Annotated in this window: 16 protein-coding genes and 2 pseudogenes; 13 read left to right on the forward strand and 5 right to left on the reverse strand. The window is 47.6% G+C overall.

The genetic code is table 11. The annotated features are described in order from the left end of the window. Positions 1 to 103: 103 nt before the first annotated feature. The gene (gene rpoB / locus FC34_RS04860) at positions 104 to 3,682 is read left to right on the forward strand and encodes a DNA-directed RNA polymerase subunit beta (protein ID WP_057894281.1); all 3,579 of its coding nucleotides are present in this window, start codon (positions 104 to 106) and stop codon (positions 3,680 to 3,682) included. Positions 3,683 to 3,697: 15 nt separating this feature from the next. Then, positions 3,698 to 7,351 carry a DNA-directed RNA polymerase subunit beta' gene (gene rpoC / locus FC34_RS04865; RefSeq protein WP_057894282.1) on the forward strand — a complete coding sequence of 1,218 codons (3,654 nt, stop codon included), beginning with the start codon at positions 3,698 to 3,700 and terminating at the stop codon, positions 7,349 to 7,351. A 63-nt stretch (positions 7,352 to 7,414) separates the two neighbouring features. On the opposite strand, the gene FC34_RS04870 is transcribed toward rpoC, so the two are convergent. Then, positions 7,415 to 8,158 carry a MurR/RpiR family transcriptional regulator gene (locus FC34_RS04870; protein ID WP_157052254.1) on the reverse strand — a complete coding sequence of 248 codons (744 nt, stop codon included), beginning with the start codon at positions 8,156 to 8,158 and terminating at the stop codon, positions 7,415 to 7,417. A gap of 124 nt (positions 8,159 to 8,282) precedes the next feature. On the opposite strand from FC34_RS04870, the gene pfkB reads away from it, so the two are divergent. The 5 genes and pseudogenes from pfkB (at position 8,283) to sdaAA (ending at position 13,010) form a co-directional block, all read left to right on the forward strand. Next, positions 8,283 to 9,218, forward strand: coding sequence for a 1-phosphofructokinase (pfkB, locus tag FC34_RS04875; RefSeq protein ID WP_057894284.1), 936 nt, complete (start codon positions 8,283 to 8,285; stop codon positions 9,216 to 9,218). Then, positions 9,218 to 10,673, forward strand: a pseudogene (locus FC34_RS04880) (PTS fructose transporter subunit IIC); the annotation flags it as partial. The gene pfkB and the pseudogene FC34_RS04880, both read left to right, overlap by 1 nt. Positions 10,674 to 10,747: 74 nt before the next feature. After that, a pseudogene (locus FC34_RS09905) lies at positions 10,748 to 11,191 on the forward strand (PTS sugar transporter subunit IIA); the annotation flags it as partial. 246 nt (positions 11,192 to 11,437) lie between these two features. Beyond that, entirely contained in the window at positions 11,438 to 12,097 is a 660-nt protein-coding gene (sdaAB, locus tag FC34_RS04885; RefSeq protein WP_157052239.1) for an L-serine ammonia-lyase, iron-sulfur-dependent subunit beta, read from the forward strand. Between the two features lie 10 nt (positions 12,098 to 12,107). Further along, positions 12,108 to 13,010 carry an L-serine ammonia-lyase, iron-sulfur-dependent, subunit alpha gene (gene sdaAA / locus FC34_RS04890; RefSeq protein WP_057894286.1) on the forward strand — a complete coding sequence of 301 codons (903 nt, stop codon included), beginning with the start codon at positions 12,108 to 12,110 and terminating at the stop codon, positions 13,008 to 13,010. 50 nt (positions 13,011 to 13,060) lie between these two features. Here the strand turns inward: sdaAA and FC34_RS04895 are convergent, their stop codons facing one another. The 3 genes from FC34_RS04895 to FC34_RS04900 form a co-directional block, all read right to left on the reverse strand. Continuing rightward, positions 13,061 to 13,672 carry a hypothetical protein gene (locus FC34_RS04895; protein ID WP_057894287.1) on the reverse strand — a complete coding sequence of 204 codons (612 nt, stop codon included), beginning with the start codon at positions 13,670 to 13,672 and terminating at the stop codon, positions 13,061 to 13,063. 53 nt (positions 13,673 to 13,725) lie between these two features. After that, entirely contained in the window at positions 13,726 to 13,869 is a 144-nt protein-coding gene (locus tag FC34_RS09655) for a hypothetical protein (protein WP_157052240.1), read from the reverse strand. A gap of 83 nt (positions 13,870 to 13,952) precedes the next feature. Continuing rightward, the gene (locus FC34_RS04900; protein WP_057894288.1) at positions 13,953 to 14,441 is read right to left on the reverse strand and encodes a hypothetical protein; all 489 of its coding nucleotides are present in this window, start codon (positions 14,439 to 14,441) and stop codon (positions 13,953 to 13,955) included. A gap of 238 nt (positions 14,442 to 14,679) precedes the next feature. Between FC34_RS04900 and rpsL the strand changes: the two genes are divergently transcribed. From rpsL to FC34_RS04930, 6 genes are all read left to right on the forward strand, one after another. Continuing rightward, positions 14,680 to 15,093, forward strand: a complete 414-nt coding sequence (gene rpsL, locus FC34_RS04905; protein WP_057894289.1) for a 30S ribosomal protein S12 — start codon at positions 14,680 to 14,682, stop codon at positions 15,091 to 15,093. 50 nt (positions 15,094 to 15,143) lie between these two features. Further along, complete coding sequence (gene rpsG, locus FC34_RS04910) at positions 15,144 to 15,614, forward strand: 30S ribosomal protein S7 (protein ID WP_057894290.1); 471 nt, start codon at positions 15,144 to 15,146, stop codon at positions 15,612 to 15,614. Between the two features lie 104 nt (positions 15,615 to 15,718). Continuing rightward, positions 15,719 to 17,818, forward strand: coding sequence for an elongation factor G (gene fusA / locus FC34_RS04915; RefSeq protein ID WP_057894291.1), 2,100 nt, complete (start codon positions 15,719 to 15,721; stop codon positions 17,816 to 17,818). A 220-nt stretch (positions 17,819 to 18,038) separates the two neighbouring features. Beyond that, positions 18,039 to 18,617, forward strand: a complete 579-nt coding sequence (locus tag FC34_RS04920; RefSeq protein ID WP_235803401.1) for a DNA-3-methyladenine glycosylase I — start codon at positions 18,039 to 18,041, stop codon at positions 18,615 to 18,617. Then, entirely contained in the window at positions 18,617 to 19,156 is a 540-nt protein-coding gene (locus FC34_RS04925; protein WP_057894292.1) for a DNA-3-methyladenine glycosylase I, read from the forward strand. Before FC34_RS04920 ends, FC34_RS04925 begins: the two co-directional genes overlap by 1 nt. A 76-nt stretch (positions 19,157 to 19,232) precedes the next feature. After that, the gene (locus tag FC34_RS04930) at positions 19,233 to 19,721 is read left to right on the forward strand and encodes a hypothetical protein (protein ID WP_057894293.1); all 489 of its coding nucleotides are present in this window, start codon (positions 19,233 to 19,235) and stop codon (positions 19,719 to 19,721) included. On the opposite strand, the gene FC34_RS04935 is transcribed toward FC34_RS04930, so the two are convergent. Beyond that, a complete protein-coding gene (locus FC34_RS04935; protein WP_057894294.1) occupies positions 19,718 to 19,960 on the reverse strand; it encodes a hypothetical protein in 243 nt (80 codons plus the stop codon). The genes FC34_RS04930 and FC34_RS04935 overlap by 4 nt on opposite strands. Positions 19,961 to 19,983: the final 23 nt, after the last annotated feature.

Below are 19,983 nucleotides of genomic sequence, written 5' to 3' on the forward strand. Positions count from 1 at the left end.
CTCAAAAAGTCCCCCGCGGCGACTTTGTAATCGCAACTTAATATTCTTTACGTTAAATTTACAAAGCAAACGGGACCGAAAAATCTAATGAGGGGTGAACAACTTGCCAGGACACTTAGTGAATTATGGTAAACATCGTACACGTCGTTCTTACGCCCGAATCAAAGAAGTTTTGGATTTACCTAACTTAATTGAAATTCAATCCAATTCTTATCAATGGTTCTTGGACGAAGGATTGCGCGAAATGTTTGATGACATTATGCCAATCGATGATTTCCAGGGGAACCTGTCACTTGAGTTTGTTGATTATCAATTACTTGAACCTAAATACACCGTCGAGGAAGCTCGCCAGCACGATGCGAACTACTCTGCACCACTCCACGTTACTTTGCGCTTAACCAACCACGAAACTGGCGAAATTAAGTCTCAAGACGTGTTCTTTGGTGACTTCCCATTGATGACCGAACAAGGGACCTTCATTATTAACGGGGCAGAACGGGTTATTGTTTCACAATTAGTTCGTTCCCCAGGTGTCTACTTTAACAGTGCAACCGATAAGAATTCTCGTGTGACCTATGGTGCCACTGCGATTCCTAACCGGGGTGCCTGGTTAGAATATGAAACTGATGCCAAGGATATTGCCTATGTCCGGATCGACCGGACCCGTAAGATTCCAATGACGGAATTAGTTCGGGCCTTGGGCTTCGGTTCCGACCAAGACATTATCAACATGTTAGGCGATAACGATTCCTTAATGCTCACCCTTGAAAAGGACGTCCACAAGAACACGGACGATTCTCGTACGGATGAAGCCTTGAAGGATATTTACGAGCGGCTACGCCCAGGCGAACCTAAGACGGCTGACTCATCTCGGTCACTTTTGTATGCGCGTTTCTTCGATCCAAAGCGTTACGACTTAGCTAATGTTGGTCGTTACAAGGTCAACAAGAAGCTCAGCTTAAAGACTCGGTTATTGAACCAAGTCTTAGCTGAAACTTTGGCTGACCCTGATACCGGTGAAGTCATTGCCCAAAAGGGTGATAAGATCGATCGCCAAGTGATGGATACCTTAGGTGCCTACCTTGATCGTGAAGACTTTAAGACGGTCACTTATCAACCAAGCGACCAAGGTGTCTTAACTGACCCAATGACCTTACAAGTGATTAAGGTTTATTCCCAAGTCACCCCTGACAAGGAAATCAACTTAATTGGTAATGGTCACATTGATAAGAAAGTGAAGCATTTAACCCCAGCTGATATCGTGGCTTCCATGAACTACTTCTTGAACTTACAAGAAGGTCTTGGAAACACTGATGATATTGATCACTTGGGTAACCGGCGGATTCGTTCCGTGGGTGAATTGTTGCAAAACCAATTCCGTATCGGTTTATCCCGGATGGAACGGGTGGTTCGCGAACGGATGTCGATCCAAGACACCAGCACCGTGACCCCACAACAATTGATCAATATTCGTCCAGTTGTGGCTTCAATTAAAGAATTCTTTGGTTCATCTCAATTGTCACAGTTCATGGATCAGACCAACCCACTTGGGGAATTAACCCATAAGCGGCGTTTATCTGCCTTAGGACCTGGTGGTTTGACGCGTGACCGTGCCGGTTATGAAGTCCGGGACGTGCACTATACTCATTATGGCCGGATGTGTCCAATTGAAACCCCAGAAGGCCCTAACATTGGGTTGATTAACAGCTTGGCTTCTTACGCTGTTGTGAACCCTTATGGCTTCATCGAAACCCCATATCGCCGGGTTGACTGGGATACCAACAAAGTTACCGACAAGATCGACTACTTAACAGCCGATGAAGAAGATAACTATGTTGTCGCTCAGGCGAACTCACCATTAAATGATGATGGTTCTTTCGTTGAAGAGACTGTTCTGGCTCGTAAGAAAGATGACAACATCGAAACGACCCCAGATAAAGTTGACTACATGGACGTTTCACCTAAGCAAGTTGTCGCTGTTGCGACTGCCTGCATTCCTTTCTTGGAAAACGATGACTCCAACCGGGCCCTGATGGGTGCGAACATGCAACGTCAGGCTGTGCCTTTAGTTGATCCTAAGGCCCCACTTGTTGGGACCGGGATGGAATATAAGGCTGCTCATGACTCAGGGACGGCGATTTTAGCTGCTCACCCTGGGACCGTTGAATACGTTGATGCTAAGCAAATCCGTGTGCGTCGTGAAGACGGTGCCTTGGACAAGTATAGCTTGATGAAGTTCCGCCGTAGTAATGCGGGTAAGAACTACAACCAACGCCCAATTGTTCGCCTTGGCGACAAGGTTGATGCCAATGAAATCATTGCTGACGGGCCAGCGATGGAAAATGGGGAATTAGCTTTAGGCCAAAACCCTGTCATCGCGTTCATGACCTGGAACATGTACAACTATGAAGATGCGATTGTCATGTCTGAAAAGTTGGTCCGCGAAGATAAGTACACTTCAATTCATATTGAAGAATACGAATCAGAAGCACGTGATACCAAGCTTGGACCTGAAGAAGTGACACGTGAATTGCCTAACGTCGGTGAAGACGCATTGAAGGATCTTGATGAATTCGGGATTGTTCGTGTCGGTGCCGAAGTTAAGGATGGCGACATTTTGGTTGGTAAGGTAACGCCTAAGGGTGTGACTGAATTATCAGCTGAAGAACGCTTGTTGCACGCTATTTTCGGTGAAAAGGCGCGCGAAGTCCGCGATACCTCCTTGCGGGTACCTCATGGTGGCGGCGGGATTATTCAAGACGTCCGGATCTTCACTCGTGAAGCCGGCGATGAATTATCACCTGGCGTGAACATGATGGTCCGGGTATACATTACTCAGAAGCGGAAGATTCAAGTCGGCGATAAGATGGCTGGTCGTCATGGTAACAAGGGGACGGTTTCCGTCGTTGTGCCTGAAGAAGACATGCCATTCTTACCTGATGGAACACCGGTTGATATTTGCTTGTCACCAATGGGTGTGCCAAGTCGTATGAACATCGGTCAAGTGCTCGAATTGCACTTGGGGATGGCCGCACGTAATCTTGGCATCCACGTTGCAACACCTGTCTTTGATGGTGCCAACGAAAAAGACCTCTGGGCAACTGTTAAGGAAGCTGGCATGGCTTCTGACGGTAAGTCTGTCCTTTATGATGGTCGTACTGGTGAACCATTTGAAAACCGTGTTTCTGTCGGTGTCATGTACTACATGAAGCTCGCCCACATGGTTGATGACAAGTTGCATGCCCGTTCAATCGGACCTTACTCACTTGTTACCCAACAACCTCTTGGTGGTAAAGCTCAGTTTGGTGGCCAGCGTTTCGGGGAAATGGAAGTTTGGGCCCTGGAAGCTTACGGTGCTGCCTACACCTTACAAGAAATCTTGACTTACAAGTCTGATGACGTGGTTGGTCGGGTTAAGACCTATGAAGCCATCGTTAAGGGCGAACCAATTCCTAAGCCAGGTGTGCCAGAATCCTTCCGTGTGCTCGTGAAGGAACTGCAATCCTTGGGTCTGGATATGAAGGTGCTTGATCAAGAGAAACAAGAAATTGAACTCCGGGACATGGATGATGAAGACGACGATATCGTTTCCGTTGATGCATTAGCGAAGTTTGCGGCCGAACAAGAAGAGAAGAAGGCCCAAGAAGCAGCTGCCACTGCTGAAAACAATGACGAAAACTAATAGGAGGTCAGCCTTTTGATTGATGTCAATAAGTTTGAAAGTATGCAAATTGGCTTAGCCTCGCCTGACAAAATCCGTAGTTGGTCTTATGGTGAAGTTAAAAAGCCAGAAACCATCAACTATCGGACTTTAAAACCAGAGCGAGACGGTCTGTTTGATGAACGGATTTTCGGACCAACCAAAGACTGGGAATGTGCCTGTGGTAAGTACAAGCGGATTCGTTATAAGGGTATCGTTTGTGACCGATGCGGGGTTGAAGTAACTCGCGCTAAGGTACGTCGCGAACGGATGGGCCATATTGAATTGGCTGCACCTGTATCACATATCTGGTACTTCAAGGGTATTCCTAGCCGTATGGGTCTTGTCTTGGACATGTCCCCTCGTGCACTTGAAGAAGTCATCTACTTCGCATCTTATGTTGTGATTGATGGCGGCGATACTGCACTTGAAAAGAAACAATTACTCACTGAACGTGAATATCGTGAAAAGCGCGACCAATATGGTGACGCCTTTAACGCGAAGATGGGTGCTGAAGCAATCAAGGAATTACTTGCTGATGTTGACCTTGAAGGCGAAGTTGCTGGCTTGAAGGAAGACTTAAAGTCTGCCCAAGGCCAAAAGCGGACCCGTGCCATTCGTCGACTCGATATCCTTGATGCCTTCCGTCAATCTGGTAACAACCCAGCTTGGATGATTATGGACACCATCCCCGTCATCCCACCTGATTTGCGGCCAATGGTTCAACTCGAAGGTGGCCGGTTTGCGACCAGCGACTTGAACGACTTGTACCGGCGGGTGATCAACCGAAATAACCGGTTGAAGCGGTTATTAGATTTGAATGCCCCAAGTATTATTGTTCAAAACGAAAAGCGGATGTTACAAGAAGCCGTTGACGCCTTGATCGATAATGGGCGTCGTGGCCGGCCTGTGACTGGTCCTGGTAACCGACCATTGAAGTCCCTTTCACATATGTTGAAGGGTAAGCAAGGTCGTTTCCGTCAGAACTTGCTGGGTAAGCGTGTTGACTACTCAGGTCGTTCGGTTATCGACGTTGGCCCTACATTGAAGTTCTATCAATGTGGGTTACCTCGTGAAATGGCCCTTGAATTATTCAAGCCTTTTGTGATGCGGGAATTGGTGAAGCGCGAAATGGCAAGCAACATCAAGAATGCTCGCCGTAAGATTGACCGCCAAGATGACGATATTTGGGATGTTCTTGAAGAAGTCATCAAGGAACGGCCAGTGCTGCTCAACCGGGCACCTACACTTCACCGTTTAGGGATTCAAGCCTTTGAACCAATCTTGGTTGACGGTAAGGCCATTCGTTTACACCCAATCGTGTGTGAAGCCTACAACGCTGACTTTGATGGGGACCAAATGGCAATCCACGTGCCATTATCTGATGAAGCTCAGGCTGAAGCACGTTTGCTGATGCTTGCTGCTCATCACATCCTGGCACCTAAAGATGGTAAGCCTATCGTTACCCCTTCTCAGGATATCGTTTTAGGGAACTACTACTTGACTATGGAACAAAAAGGCCGCGAAGGCGAAGGCATGATTTTTGCCAACACCAACGAAGTCTTGATGGCCCTCCAAAATGGTTACGTGCACTTGCACTCCCGGATTGGTTTGGCTGCTGCTTCCATGCCAAAGAAGCCATTTACTGAAGACCAAAAGCATAAAGTGATGGTCACCAGTGTGGGTAAAGTGATTTTCAACGAAATCATGCCTGAAGAATTACCATTCTTGAACGAACCATCTACAACGAATATTGTAAATGGGACACCTGACAAGTACTTTATTGATGCTGGGACTGATATCAACGCCTTCTTAACTGATGCACCGTTGATCCCACCATTCAAGAAAGGCTTCTTGAGTGATATTATCGCTGAAGTCTTCAAGACCTATAAGGTTCAACGGACCAGTGATTTATTGGATGATATGAAGACCTTGGGTTACACTCAGGCGACTAATTCTGGTTTAACCGTGGGTGTGTCAGATATTACGGATCTCCCTGAAAAGGCTGATATCGTGAATGACGCGCACAAGAAGGTTGCGACTGTCTCCAAGCAATTCCGTCGTGGGCTCATTACCGATGAAGAACGGCATGATCGCGTTATCTCCATCTGGAACGAAGCTAAAGATCAAATCCAACAGGCCTTGGTTGATAGTTTCGACCCAACCAATCCTATTTCTATGATGAGTGACTCCGGTGCCCGGGGTAACATTTCTAACTTTACTCAGCTTGCCGGGATGCGTGGTTTGATGGCTGCGCCTAACGGTGGGATGATGGAAGTTCCAGTTATCTCAAACTTCCGTGAAGGCTTATCTGTTATGGAAATGTTCATGTCAACCCACGGGGCCCGTAAAGGGATGACCGATACGGCCTTAAAGACTGCTGACTCAGGTTACTTGACTCGCCGTCTGGTTGACGTTGCGCAAGATGTAATTGTTCGTGAAGAAGACTGTGGCACTGACCGTGGTCTTGTTGTCCGGGCAATTCGTGAAGGTAACGAAATGATCGAACCATTGTACGATCGTTTGGTTGGCCGTTACGCAATGAAGAGCGTGGTGGATCCAGCAACAGGTGAAGTCATTGTTGCGAAGAATTCGATGATGGATGAAGACTTAGCCCAAGCTGTTGTTGATGCTGGGGTTGAAGAAGTGACCATCCGTTCCGTCTTCACTTGTGACACCAAGCACGGTGTTTGCCAAATGTGCTACGGCCGTAACTTGGCTACTGGTCAACAAGTTGAAGTCGGTGAAGCTGTTGGTACCGTTGCTGCCCAATCTATCGGTGAACCAGGTACGCAATTAACCATGCGTAACTTCCATACCGGTGGTGTTGCTGGTGGTGAAGATATTACTCAAGGGTTGCCTCGTGTTCAGGAAATCTTTGAAGCCCGTAATCCTAAGGGGCAAGCTGTCATTACTGAAGTGACCGGTGAAATCACCGCCATCGAAGAGAATGCGGCTGAACATACCCGTGAAATTACGGTTCAAGGTTCAAATGATACCCGTAAGTACTCTGTCCCTTATGCTTCATCTGTTGCTGTCGCAGAAGGCGACCACATTCAACAGGGTGAACGATTAACTGGTGGGTCAATTGATCCTAAGCAATTAATCCAAATCCGTGATGTGATCACCACTGAAAACTACTTGCTTCACGAAGTCCAAAAGGTCTATCGGATGCAAGGGGTTGAAATTGGCGATAAGCATGTTGAAGTAATGGTTCGTCAGATGTTACGGAAGATTCGGGTGATGGATCCAGGTGACACCGAAATTCTGCCAGGGACCTTGCTGGATATCAGCGAATTCTCTGATCGGAACAAGGATACCTTGATTAAGGGTGGTATTCCTGCAACTGGCCGTCCAGTCTTGCTTGGGATTACAAAGGCTTCTCTTGAAACGAATAGTTTCTTGTCTGCCGCATCCTTCCAAGAAACAACTCGTGTGCTTACCGATGCTTCTATTCGTGGTAAGAACGATCCATTACTTGGGCTCAAGGAAAATGTTATCATCGGGAAGATCATTCCTGCTGGTACTGGTATGGCAACATACCGTCACATGGAACCTAAGAGTGTCGGCACCGTTTCGCAAAACGTATATTCGATTTCTGATATCGAAGCCCAAATGCAAAATGATGACCAACCAACTGAAGACCAATAATCTTTAGCCAAATCAAAAAAGCCAGGACAAAACGTTACGTTTTGTTCTGGCTTTTTTTGTGGCTTAATTTTGCGTCCGGACGACGTAGCTGTCGAGTAATACTCGCGCCATGACTTGTAATGGCAGGCGCGACCGGACTTCGAATTCTTGAAAGTAAGAGAGGTCACTCTTGTAACCTAAGAAAATCTCATCGGAGAAAGGGATGATGGCGCCTTGGCGATTAGTGGTCAACGTGATTTTTGAGACATCCTTTTTGGCGAGTACTTGGGCAGCATGCACGAGCTCTGGTGTGCCGCCATTGAGCGTGATAAAAATCACGACATCATCAGCGGTAACACGATTGGCGATGGTTTTGATGATATTAGGATCATTTTGGGTTTGCGCATTTTTACCGAGGAGTTGGAATTTCAAGGTCATTTCTGAGGCAATCATTTCTGACAAGCCGCGTGCAAAAATGTAAATCGTTTTGGCATGCTTCAGGAGTTGAATCGAGTCTTCAATGACGTTGATATCCATGAGTTTGATGGTGTTAGTGACTTCCTCTTCGTTCTGAAGGATGACCTGTTGAATTTGTTGATCAACGTTTTTGAGACTGCCAAATTGGGCTGCGCCACCTTCATCGCGAAATAGACTGTGCCGAAAATCGGTGTAGCCCGAAAAGCCCTTTTTCTTCACAGTGCGGACGATGGTTGCGGTTGAGACATTGGCCGTCGCGCTCAGCTGTGTAATGGATAAATTCATAATTTGGTGTTGGTGATTGAGAACGAAATCCCAGAAATATGCTTCAGATGGACTGAGCTCCATAATAACCTCCTGAAAAATTTTTTCAGTGAAACCGAAAAATGGCGCATTTTCTGTCAACACTTTACATTCTAGACCACTATACTAGAAAGTGTAAGAAATGAAAACGGTTTAAAAAGGAGGCGGGCGGATGATTTATACTTTAACCTTGAACCCAGCCATTGATTTGTTTATTGATACGCCTACCTTAGAGGCAGGTGCGGTGAATCGTACCAATCGCTTTGATGCGCAAGCAAACGGGAAAGGCGTGAACGTGTCGTTTATCCTGCAGAAGCAAAATGTCCCTAATACCGCGCTTGGTGTTGGCGGCGGCTTCACCCTTGATTATATTGTTTCGGTCTTAGATGAGATTGGGATTCCCAATCACTTCTATCACGTGCCTGGGGTCACCCGGATTAATACATTTACCCATGTCCAGGCGACCAATGAGGAATTCAAATTAGTGAATCCTGGGCCGATTGTTCCTCAGTCGACAGTCGATGCGCTCATGCAACATCTGAGCAGCTTAAAGCCAGCGGATACGCTTTGTATCTCAGGCAGTTTTAGCCCCGGCATTCCGGATGATTTCTTGAATCAGGTGGGCCAGTTGAGCCAAACAAAAGGCTTCAAGCTCGTGATTGATACAGCTGGCTCACGGGTGAAAGACGCGCTGGCTTTCCATCCGCTGCTGATTAAACCGAACGACGAAGAGGTCAAGGCATGGTTTGGCATCGACACTGATTTATCGGTCAGTGAACTGGGTGAATTAGCCCAACGCCTGGTCAAGTTAGGGGCACAAAATGTTCTCTTATCACTTGGTGGCCAGGGCGCTATTTTGGCGAACGCCGATGGCACCCTATATGGTACAGCGCCCAAGATTGCGGTGCTGAACACGGCGGGTGCTGGTGACACGATGCTTGGGACCTTCCTTGCGGGCTGGGCCCAGCACTTATCTGAATCTGACAATCTGCGCCGAGCCATTGCCGCAGGAAGTGACACGGCGACGCGAGCTGGTTTAACCGACTTTGAAGCTTTCGATTCATTACTGAAGCAAATCAAACTAACCACATTGGAGGAAAAAGTCTAATGGCAAAATATGATATTATTGCGGCCACTGGCTGTGCGACTGGGATTGCCCACACCTATATGGCTCAGGAAGCACTGGAACAAGCGGCTAAGAAAATGGGATTAACGATTAAAGTCGAAACGCACGGCCAAACGGGTGTCGATGATCCGTTGACACCTGAAGAGATTGCTGGTGCGCAGGCGGTTGTCATTGCGTCTGATATTGATGTCGATGCTGACCGTTTTGCTGGCTTGCCTGTGGTCAATGTACCTGTCGCTGCCGGGATTCGGGAACCAGATCATTTGATTAAAGAAGCCCTTGATCCGGCGACCCCAAAACTGCGCCCCAGTGGCAGTGGTGCGACAGCTGATAGCGAAGCCGAAACGAGTGGTGCCGGTCTGGGGAACAAAATTTATACCTCGTTGATGAACGGTGTTTCTCACATGCTACCTTTCGTGGTTGCCGGTGGGGTACTCGTAGCAATTTCCTTCCTCTGGGGGATTTATTCAGCCGATCCAAAGAATGAACAATATAATGCCTTTGCGGCCATGTTGAATTCAATTGGTGGCGCGTCAATGGGGTTGATGGTGCCAGTTTTATCCGCCTACATTGCTGAAGCGATTGCCAAACGCTCTGGATTGGTCTTAGGGTTTGTTGCTGGGATGATTGCCTATAACGGTGGGAATGGGTCTGGCTTCTTAGGCGCCATTTTAGCTGGTTACTTATCAGGGTTGGTTGTCTTGGGCATGCAGAAATTATTTGTTTGGTTACCCGATCGCGAATTTCGGGGCTTGAAAGCCATCTTCCTGTACCCAGTACTGGGGGTTTTCACTGTCGGGACAGCGATGTGGCTTCTGAATACACCAATGAAAATTCTGAACACGGGTTTGATGGACTTCTTGAAAGGCCTTGAAAATACGAACCCAATTATCTTGGGGATTGTTGTGGGCGCAATGTGTGCGGCTGATTTTGGCGGTCCAATCAACAAAGCGGCTTATCTGACCGGGACGGCATTGCTGGCTCAAGGCAATTTCTTCTTTATGGCTGGGGTCTCCGCAGCCTGCATTGCACCGCCATTGGCAACGGCTGTTGCTGTCTTCTTAAACAAGAAAGCTTACAGTCGTGACGAACGCAGCGCAGGTTATGTCAACATTATTCTGGGTTCCACCCATATTACCGAAGGGGCCATCCCATTTGCAGCGAAGAATCCATTATGGAACATTCCTGCTTTCATGATTGGTTCAGCCATTGCCGCTGTTTTGACCTATGTTACTCGGATTCAGGTCCCAGCACCGCATGGTGGGTTCATCATCTTACCACTGGTTAATCACCCATTACTCTGGGTTCTTTGGATTCTGATTGGGGCGGTTGTTTCAGGTGTGCTGCTGGCCATGATTGCCGGTCGGTCAGCATCTAAACATGGCGTCCAAGCTGGTGTTGTCGAAACAATGTTGGCGACAGAAGGCGCCGCCGATGAACAAGATATCTATGATTCAACGCCGGCATTCCCAAAGAATGACGAAAGCCAATTAGAGGAACAAGAAAAAACTTACGATCCTGGTGACATTTTAACCGTTGATAACATTGTAACTGGCGTCCAGGTCGCCAATCGCGATGAAGCCTTGAAGTATTTAGCTGACCTTGCGGTAAAGCGGCATTTAGCTGGTGACGCCGATGCGGTCTTTGATAAGTACGTGGCCCGCGAGGCTGAAGGGTCAACGGGGATGGAGAAAGGTATTGCCATCCCACACGCTCAAGATGCCACGATTGATAAGTCTTCGATGCTGATTGTGAAGTTGGCGACACCAATTGAATGGCAGACCTTTGATGGTGCACCAGTCGACACAATGATTTCATTCTTAATTCCTGAGAAAGATAGTGGCGATCACCTGAAGTACTTGTCTAATACGGCCAAATTGTTAACACATGAGGATTTCGTCAAGCGCTTGAATGCCGCTCAAACGCCAGAAGAATTATTGAATTTGTTTAAGTAACTAAAAGAGAAACTGTGACAAAAGGCGGGTTGAGCGCGAGTTTTCACACTTCTTGTTAACAGGAATTCTCTGTCTTTTGGAACGTGATTAATCCATATTGTTCGAGTATTGAAAAAAGGTTGGGCCAAAACATCGTTTTGGCCCAACCTTTTTTGTGTCCCGTTCTATGAGAAAACTCTTAGGCACTTTGTGATGAATTTCATATATAATAGGGCGGTAGAAATTTTCAGAAAAGAGGCGACCGACTTGGCGAATAATTACAAAAGTGTTTTTGAAATCATTGGCCCGATTATGATTGGCCCATCAAGTTCTCACACAGCTGGCGCGGTCGCCATTGGGCAAGCCGCCCACGATCTCTTTGCGGACCAACCGACAGAAATTCGCGTTGATTATTATGAGTCGTTTGCAGAAACTCATTTAGGTCACGGAACTGACTATGCGATTGTCAGTGGGGTCTTGGGTTTTGCACCAGATGACCCGCGGGTACCAGATGCGGTAGAAATCGCCCAAAAGCAAGGGATGACGATTCACTTTGTTGAGAATCAAGGTCCAAGTCCGGTGAACCACCCGAACACCGCGGTGGTTCGCGTTAGCAATGCCAAGAAGACGATTGAAGTGACGGGTGTCTCAATTGGTGGTGGGACGATTGAGATTCGCGCGTTGAAATTCAACGGTTACCTGGTCAAACCCCAAGGGCCATTGCCGATTGTGTTGGCGATTCCTAAGCCTAATCAAACGGCCGCAAGCATTGTGACCCAGCTTGAAGCCATGACAACCATCAATCATCAAGAAACGTACACGAATTCAGAAGCGCTGCCGCTGTTTGAATTCGATTTGGATCGGCGACTTCAACGCCGCCAATTGGAACAACTTCGGGCGGCAACGGCACAGTTGATTTATATCTAGGAGAAATGTGATGTACAAAAGTATTGCCGAATTGGTGGCCACTGCCGAAACGCAGCACCAACCGATTTCTGAATTAATCATCCAACAAGAAATTGAAAGCTCTCAAATGAGTCGCGAGGTCATCTGGGCCATGATGGCTAAGAACCTTGAAGTGATGCGCGCAGCGGTCAAGCGGGGCGCAGAAGGCGAAGGCGTGCACTCCACAACTGGGTTAACCGGTGGTGAAGCCGTGAAGTTGCGAAAGTATCGCGCTGCTGGGCATACCTTGTCTGGCGATGCCATGGTTGAAGCAATTCAGAATGCGATTGCGACCAATGAAGTGAACGCAGCCATGGGCGTGGTTTGTGCCACCCCGACTGCCGGTTCCACGGGCACGTTGCCAGGGGTCTTGTTCATCTTGGAAAAACGGCTGCACCTGACTGAAGACCAAATGGTGCGCTTTTTGTTTACGGCCAGTGCTTTTGGCATGATTGTTGCTAACAATGCGATGATTGCCGGGGCCGTTGGTGGCTGCCAAGCTGAAGTCGGCAGTGCCGCCGCGATGGGCGCTGCCGCCGCAGTTGAAGTGGCTGGCGGGACGCCAGAACAGAGTGCAGAGGCTTTTGCCATCGCCATGAGTAACTTGTTGGGCTTGGTCTGTGACCCTGTGGCGGGGTTGGTAGAACTGCCCTGTGTCAAGCGCAATGCTATTGGCGCCACTGATGCGCTGATTGCGGCGGACATGGCATTGGCAGGTTGCTCGAATAAAATTCCGGCGGATGACGTGATTGGTGCCATGAAGTCGATTGGCGAAGAGATGCCACGTTCCCTGAGAGAAACCGGGATTGGTGGCCTCGCCGGCACGCCAACCGGCCAAGCTATGAAGCAACGGATTTTTGGCGATGCTTTCGTCACTGAAGACAATCCAGAGTAAATAAAAAGGCACGACAACGCTGGACATTGTCGTGTCTTTTGGAATTGCGCCTAGCGAAATACCGTGAGCTTAAGCACATCGGGCAGCGCGCTTAATTGCTTGATGAGTGCTGGTGTTGGCAATTTGGGGGTCACAATCATGCCTTTGCCTGCGCCCAAATCAATGAGCGGCGACACTTGCTGATAGGCAGATTGATCAAGTGATGGTGGCTGCTTGACGACTAATAACAGGCTGACTTGACCAGGAACGAGCTGCACGGGGATGCGATTGATTTGCGTAATTGCAAATGTGTCAGCGGTTGCCTGGGTAGCAAAGACGAGGGTCTGTTGGCGATCAATGACGAGTGCTGCTGTTGTCGGTTGAACGCCAGCATTAGGGACATAATCCACATGAATTTGATGCTTGAAGGCAAATTCAAGAATGTTTGGCTCCCCGACTAATGTACTGACGCCAATTAAACCAGCGGTCACCGCGAGGGTCATCGTTTGGTTAAAACTAGCTTCAGCCATAGGGCCATCAAGCTGCCAAGAAACAGACTGGGGTGTACCCAACCATTTTTGCAGCGCCTGTCCGAGTCGAAAGGCCATATCGATATGTTCTTGATTAGGGGTGATGGCGAGTCGGCCCATAATATCAAAGACGCTTGAAAATTCAGGTTTCATGGGCAATCTTCCTTTACTTAGTGCCCATACTATACCACATCGGCATGACGACTCTAAAGGGCCGTGATCACCAAATACCCGCCAATCAGTAGGAATGGTAAGGCGGCTTTGGGTTGGCCAATCAGGATACAAACGATACTGATGACTAGGGCAATGAGGATGACAAGTTTTTGAGCGGTTGGTTTGTCGCGACGCATAGGCCTACCTCCTGGATGGTTGTGGCGACAGATTATTGTTGTGCGCCTAAAATACTGCGTTTGTTGAACGGTGTCAAACAAAACTAAATCAAGTTCAATGGCGATAACCAGAGCCAAACTTGCACCCCTACGGCCAGATGAAAGGCAAAGGGATAGGTGGCTTCGTTGTGGTGATAGTGATGGGCAAGCGTACTCAAACAGGCCAACAAGAGAACCCACAATACTGCCGTTAGGGGGAAATAACCCGCCAATGCGGCGACAATAATGGCATCGCCACTGCCAAACCCGCCACTAATCCAGCCCAGCGACAATCCCAACACGAGGCCAATCACGGCTGGTTGCCAGTGGGGCCAAGCCACTAAGACACTCCAAAATTCTAAAGGGACCGCGGCAATCCGACGCTCACGCCAGTCTTGGCTGGCCCAAACAATTAATCCGACTTGGAGTAAACTACCTTGCCAAGTGGTGAAGAAGAACAAGGAACTCAACCACAGCGTAAATTGCACCCAGTATTGACTACCTTGGTGGGGCCTGACGCCCCAGTAGTAGCTAAAGAGGCCCAATAGTGGCATTTTAATCACCTCATTGAAAGATTTCGCAAAAAGAAAATCCTAGAGTCGCTTGACATTAGAGGCGAAAATCAAGTACACTATCAAAGGTGCTTTTTTCCAGTTCTTCGGGTCACCCGGACGTGCTGACTGGGCTAAGCCTACTCTGCCGCCTGGCCGGCCAATTTTTTATCTCAAAAAATGAACCGCCTGGATGTGTGGACTTGAAAATACTAACCGTAATCGGGAAGGAGGAACCTTAATGCCTACCATCAATCAATTGGTACGTCAAGGTCGTAAATCTAAGACAACCAAGTCAGACTCACCAGCGCTGAACTTTGGTTATAACAGCAAGAAGAAGTCGTTAACAAACACACCAGCTCCTCAAAAGCGTGGGGTGGCAACTCGTGTCGGTACAATGACACCTAAGAAGCCTAACTCAGCTTTGCGGAAGTATGCCCGTGTTCGTTTGTCTAACCTTATTGAAGTGACAGCTTACATTCCAGGTATCGGTCACAACTTGCAAGAACATAGTGTTGTTTTAATCCGTGGGGGCCGTGTTAAGGACTTGCCTGGGGTTCGTTACCACATTATCCGTGGTGCGCTCGATACAGCCGGTGTTTCCGACCGTATGCAAAGTCGTTCTAAGTACGGTGCAAAGCGCCCTAAGAAGTAATTTAAAAAATTTTTAGATCCGCTTTGTGCGGTAATAAGGAGGCAATCTGCATGCCACGTAAAGGCAATGTTTCAAAACGCGATGTCTTACCAGATCCAGTGTACAACTCAAAACTGGTTACTCGTTTAATCAACCACTTGATGATTGATGGTAAGCGCGGTAAGGCTTCAACAATTTTATACGATGCATTTGACATCATCAAAGACCAAACTGGCAACGAACCTTTAGAAGTGTTCGAACAAGCCATGAAGAACGTTATGCCCGTACTTGAAGTTAAGGCTCGCCGTATCGGTGGTTCTAACTATCAAGTGCCAATCGAAGTTCGTCCAGACCGTCGGACTACCTTAGGCTTACGTTGGATCGTTCAATATTCCCGTGCACGCGGCGAACATACAATGGATGATCGTTTAGCACGTGAAATCATGGATGCTGCCAATAACACTGGTGCAGCTGTGAAGAAGCGTGAAGATACACACAAAATGGCTGACGCTAACCGGGCATTCGCTCACTATCGTTGGTAAGATGGGATTGGCTATTATATCCAGTTGTTGGCATATAGTAGCCTTTCTTTTTCTAAATAGACAAATTAACTTATTGATTAACTTGAGAGGAGTTATTATTTCACATGGCCAATAAGCGTGAATTTCCGTTAGATCGGACCCGTAATATCGGGATCATGGCACATATTGATGCTGGTAAGACGACGACGACCGAACGTATCTTGTACTATACCGGTAAGATTCATAAGATTGGTGAAACCCATGAAGGGGCTTCACAAATGGACTGGATGGAGCAAGAGCAAGAACGTGGGATTACCATTACCAGTGCGGCTACTACCGCTTTCTGGAAGGACAACCGGGTTAACATCATCGATACCCCAGGACACGTGGACTTCACAATCGAAGTTGAACGTTCCCTGCGTGTCTTAGATGGTGCCGTAACCGTGTTGGATGCCCAATCTGGTGTTGAACCTCAAACTGAAAATGTTTGGCGTCAAGCGACCACTTATGGTGTGCCTCGGTTAGTTTTCGTTAACAAGATGGATAAGATGGGCGCTAACTTCGCTTACTCTGTTGATACCTTGCACGAACGTCTTCTTGCTAATGCTCACCCAATCCAATTGCCAATTGGTGCCGAAGACGAATTCGACGGTGTGATCGACTTGATTGAAATGAAAGCCGACCTTTACGACGAAGACGATTTAGGGACTAAGTGGGATATCGTTGATATTCCTGACGATTACAAAGAAGCAGCTGAAAAGGCTCATAACGAACTGATTGAAGCTGTTGCTGACGTTGATGATGGCATCATGGACAAGTACCTCGACGGTGAAGAAATTTCTAAGGACGAATTGAAGGCTGCTATTCGTAAGGCAACCATCAACTTGGAATTCTACCCTGTCTTAGCAGGTTCTGCCTTCAAGAACAAGGGTGTGCAAATGCTCTTGGATGCTGTTGTTGACTACTTGCCATCACCACTGGACGTTCGCCCTTATAACGCGACCGATCCTGCAAGTGGCGAAGCTGTTGAATTGACTGCCGGTGACGACAAGCCTTTCGCTGCTTTGGCATTTAAGGTTGCTACTGACCCATTCGTTGGTCGGTTAACCTTTATCCGGGTTTATTCTGGGACACTTGAAGCGGGTTCTTATGTGCTTAACGCATCTAAGGATAACCGTGAACGTGTTGGTCGACTGCTGCAAATGCACAGTAATCACCGTGAAGAAATCCCTGAAGTGTTCTCCGGTGATATCGCTGCTGCGATTGGTTTGAAGAACACCACAACTGGTGACTCTTTGACCGCCGTTGACCACCCATTAATTCTCGAATCTCTTGAAGTGCCAGATCCAGTTATCCAAGTCTCCATTGAACCTGATTCAAAGGAAGACCGGGACAAGTTGGATGTTGCCCTTCAAAAGCTCGCTGAAGAAGATCCTACCTTCCGTGCTGAAACCAACCCTGAAACTGGTGAAACCCTGATTTCTGGGATGGGTGAATTGCACTTGGATATCATGGTTGACCGGATGAAGCGTGAATTTAAGGTTGCGGCTAAAGTCGGCGAACCTCAAGTTGCGTACCGTGAATCATTTACCAAGCAAGCTTCCGCTCAAGGTAAGTTTGTTCGCCAATCTGGTGGTAAAGGTCAATATGGTGACGTTTGGATTGAATTCACCCCTAACGAAGAAGGTAAGGGCTTTGAATTCGAAAACGCCATTGTCGGTGGGGTTGTTCCTCGTGAATATATCCCTTCAGTAGAACAAGGTCTTAAGGAATCCATGGCTAACGGTGTGCTTGCCGGTTACCCATTGATTGACGTTAAGGCTAAGCTCTATGATGGTTCTTACCATGAAGTCGATTCATCTGAAGCTGCGTTTAAGGTTGCTGCATCAATCGCATTGAAGAATGCGGCTAAGCAAGCTGGCGCTGTTATCCTTGAACCAATCATGCACGTTGAAGTCGTTGCCCCTGAAGAATATCTTGGTGATATCATGGGTCAAGTGACTGCACGTCGTGGTCGTGTTGAAGGGATGGAAGCACGTGGGAATGCCCAAATCGTTAACGCGATGGTCCCACTTTCTGAAATGTTTGGTTACGCAACCACATTACGGAGTGCTACCCAAGGCCGTGGTACCTTCACAATGACATTTGATCACTATGAAGCTGTGCCTAAGTCTATCCAAGAAGAAATCATCAAGAAGAATGGCGGTTCAACCGCTAAGGACTAATCGTTATCGATTAGTGCTGACTTCTAAAAAAGCCAACTCAGATTATTCTGGGTTGGCTTTTTGTGTGGGATTAAGTTGTAAAAAAACAGTGCTCGGGGCAGCTGACCAAAACGCGTGGACAAATACTGCGAGCGTATTGTTCACGTTCTGATACTTGAAACCGGCCTTTTTGGACTAATTGCGGTAAGCTGGTCGTAAAGAATTGGTGAGGAGGAATATTATGGCAACTGAAGAAGAGAAACTCGAGCAAACAATGCGGGCACACCACCCTAAGAATCAAGAATTCTGGGCCGAATTACCGCCTGATTTACAAGAATTTCACGATAAGGAGTGGGGTGTGCCTCAGCACGATGACAACAAGTTATTTGAGATGCTGAGCTTACAAACCTACGCAGCTGGGTTGAACTGGCGGACTGCGCTCGAGAAACGCCAAGCCTTCAACCATGCCTTTCACAATTACGATGTCGCCACTGTCGCCAAAATGACTTTGAATGACATTGATGCTCTGATGCAAGATCCTGACATTATCCGTAATCAGCACAAGTTGGAAGCAACTTTGGCGAATGCTATTGCCATCCAAAAGGTGCAAAAGGCGTTCGGGAGCTTTGACAAGTATTTGCGGCACTTCACAGACGGTCAACCAGCACTCACGCCAGAAGACATGGACGGGAAAGCCAAGTTAGCCACTGAAGTCGCAGATGATATGAAGAAGCGGGGCTTTAAATTTGTTGGGCCTTCGACGGCATTTAATTATCTGCAGGGGGTTGGCGTCATGCCACCACGTCCGGTTGAGAAATAATGGCGGATGAAGATTTTTATTGGGCGAACGCGACGCCTGAATTGCGCGCGTACCATGACCAAGAATGGGGCATTCCCCAGCATGGGGATGACAACTTGTTTGAATTGTTGAGCCTAGAAACGTACCAGGCAGGATTGAGCTGGCAAATTGTGCTCAAGAAGCGTGCCGCCTTTAACAAAGCATTTCATCATTTCCAGATTAATCGCGTGGCCAAAATGACCAGTGAAGAGATTGATGCGTTGATGACCAATCCTGATATCATTCGCAATCGCCGCAAGTTGGAAGCCACTGTCACCAATGCGCAGGCAATTCAGCGCGTGCAAGCCGAATTTGGCAGCTTTGACCAGTATTTATGGGATTTTGTTGCGGGTGAACCAATTGTGAATGCGCCCAAGTCGCCTGATGAGGTGCCGGCACAAACTGAACTCTCGCAACTGGTTTCAAAGGATATGAAGAAGCGCGGCTTCAAGTTTGTCGGGCCTGTTACAATTTATAGTTATCTTCAAGGCGCGGGATTAGTCGATGACCATTTGGCCTAGATGTGCTGAATACTTCAGCGCCAGCCGTGAAAAAATGCTACAATATAAGGCATATCAGTAACGGAGGAAGACAAATATGGATCAATTTGGTATTAGTCGGCTCGCCGACTGGCTCGAAGACAACACGCAAGCAATTCTCGATAAAAAAGTGAAATTAGACCTGGCTGAAATTCTAGCCGCAGTGGACTACCTCGGTGTTTTAGACCGTCCAGCTAAAACCTATCTGAATCAACGTCAAGCAAGCTATTATCGCGATGAGTCTGATCACAAACTGAATTTAATTGATGACCAAGCCTTGTTGACGAACACGCAAGATCGCATCATGGTGAACCATGTGGATGGTGCGGTCGAAGATGATGAAATTAAATTTACCTATAATCATGAACCCGTTTTTGATGAGGGCTATCACGCCAAGAAAGACTTAAATCTTTTGAAGTATGGGCTTGAAGTCATCGGTGCTGCTGCTTCAACAGGGCACTTTGATGCGGTGCAACATGCACTGTCTAAGGACGCTGTATTGTCGCTCATCTTAGCCGGCAACCAATTGGTGACCTGGCAGGCTTAACCGACGGGAACGGTTTCTAACCAATCTGTTTCAAGGAGTTGGTGTTTCATCTTTGAGACAGGAACCCAAAGTTTAGCTTTTACAATTGCGCGAATCGATTCCCAAAATAGTGGATCGGTTCGCTGTTTTTGACTAGGCATAATTTTGAGATAGGCGCCACTTTCAGTTTCTGCCATGATAGCATTGGCAGTCACTGCGACAAGCCGCGCGGTGAGCACTTCATTAGAGGGTCGTAACATATGAATCAATCCTTTCGTTAGTT

The organism is Lacticaseibacillus brantae DSM 23927 (assembly GCF_001436115.1).
Taxonomy (GTDB): Bacteria; Bacillota; Bacilli; order Lactobacillales; family Lactobacillaceae; genus Lacticaseibacillus; species Lacticaseibacillus brantae.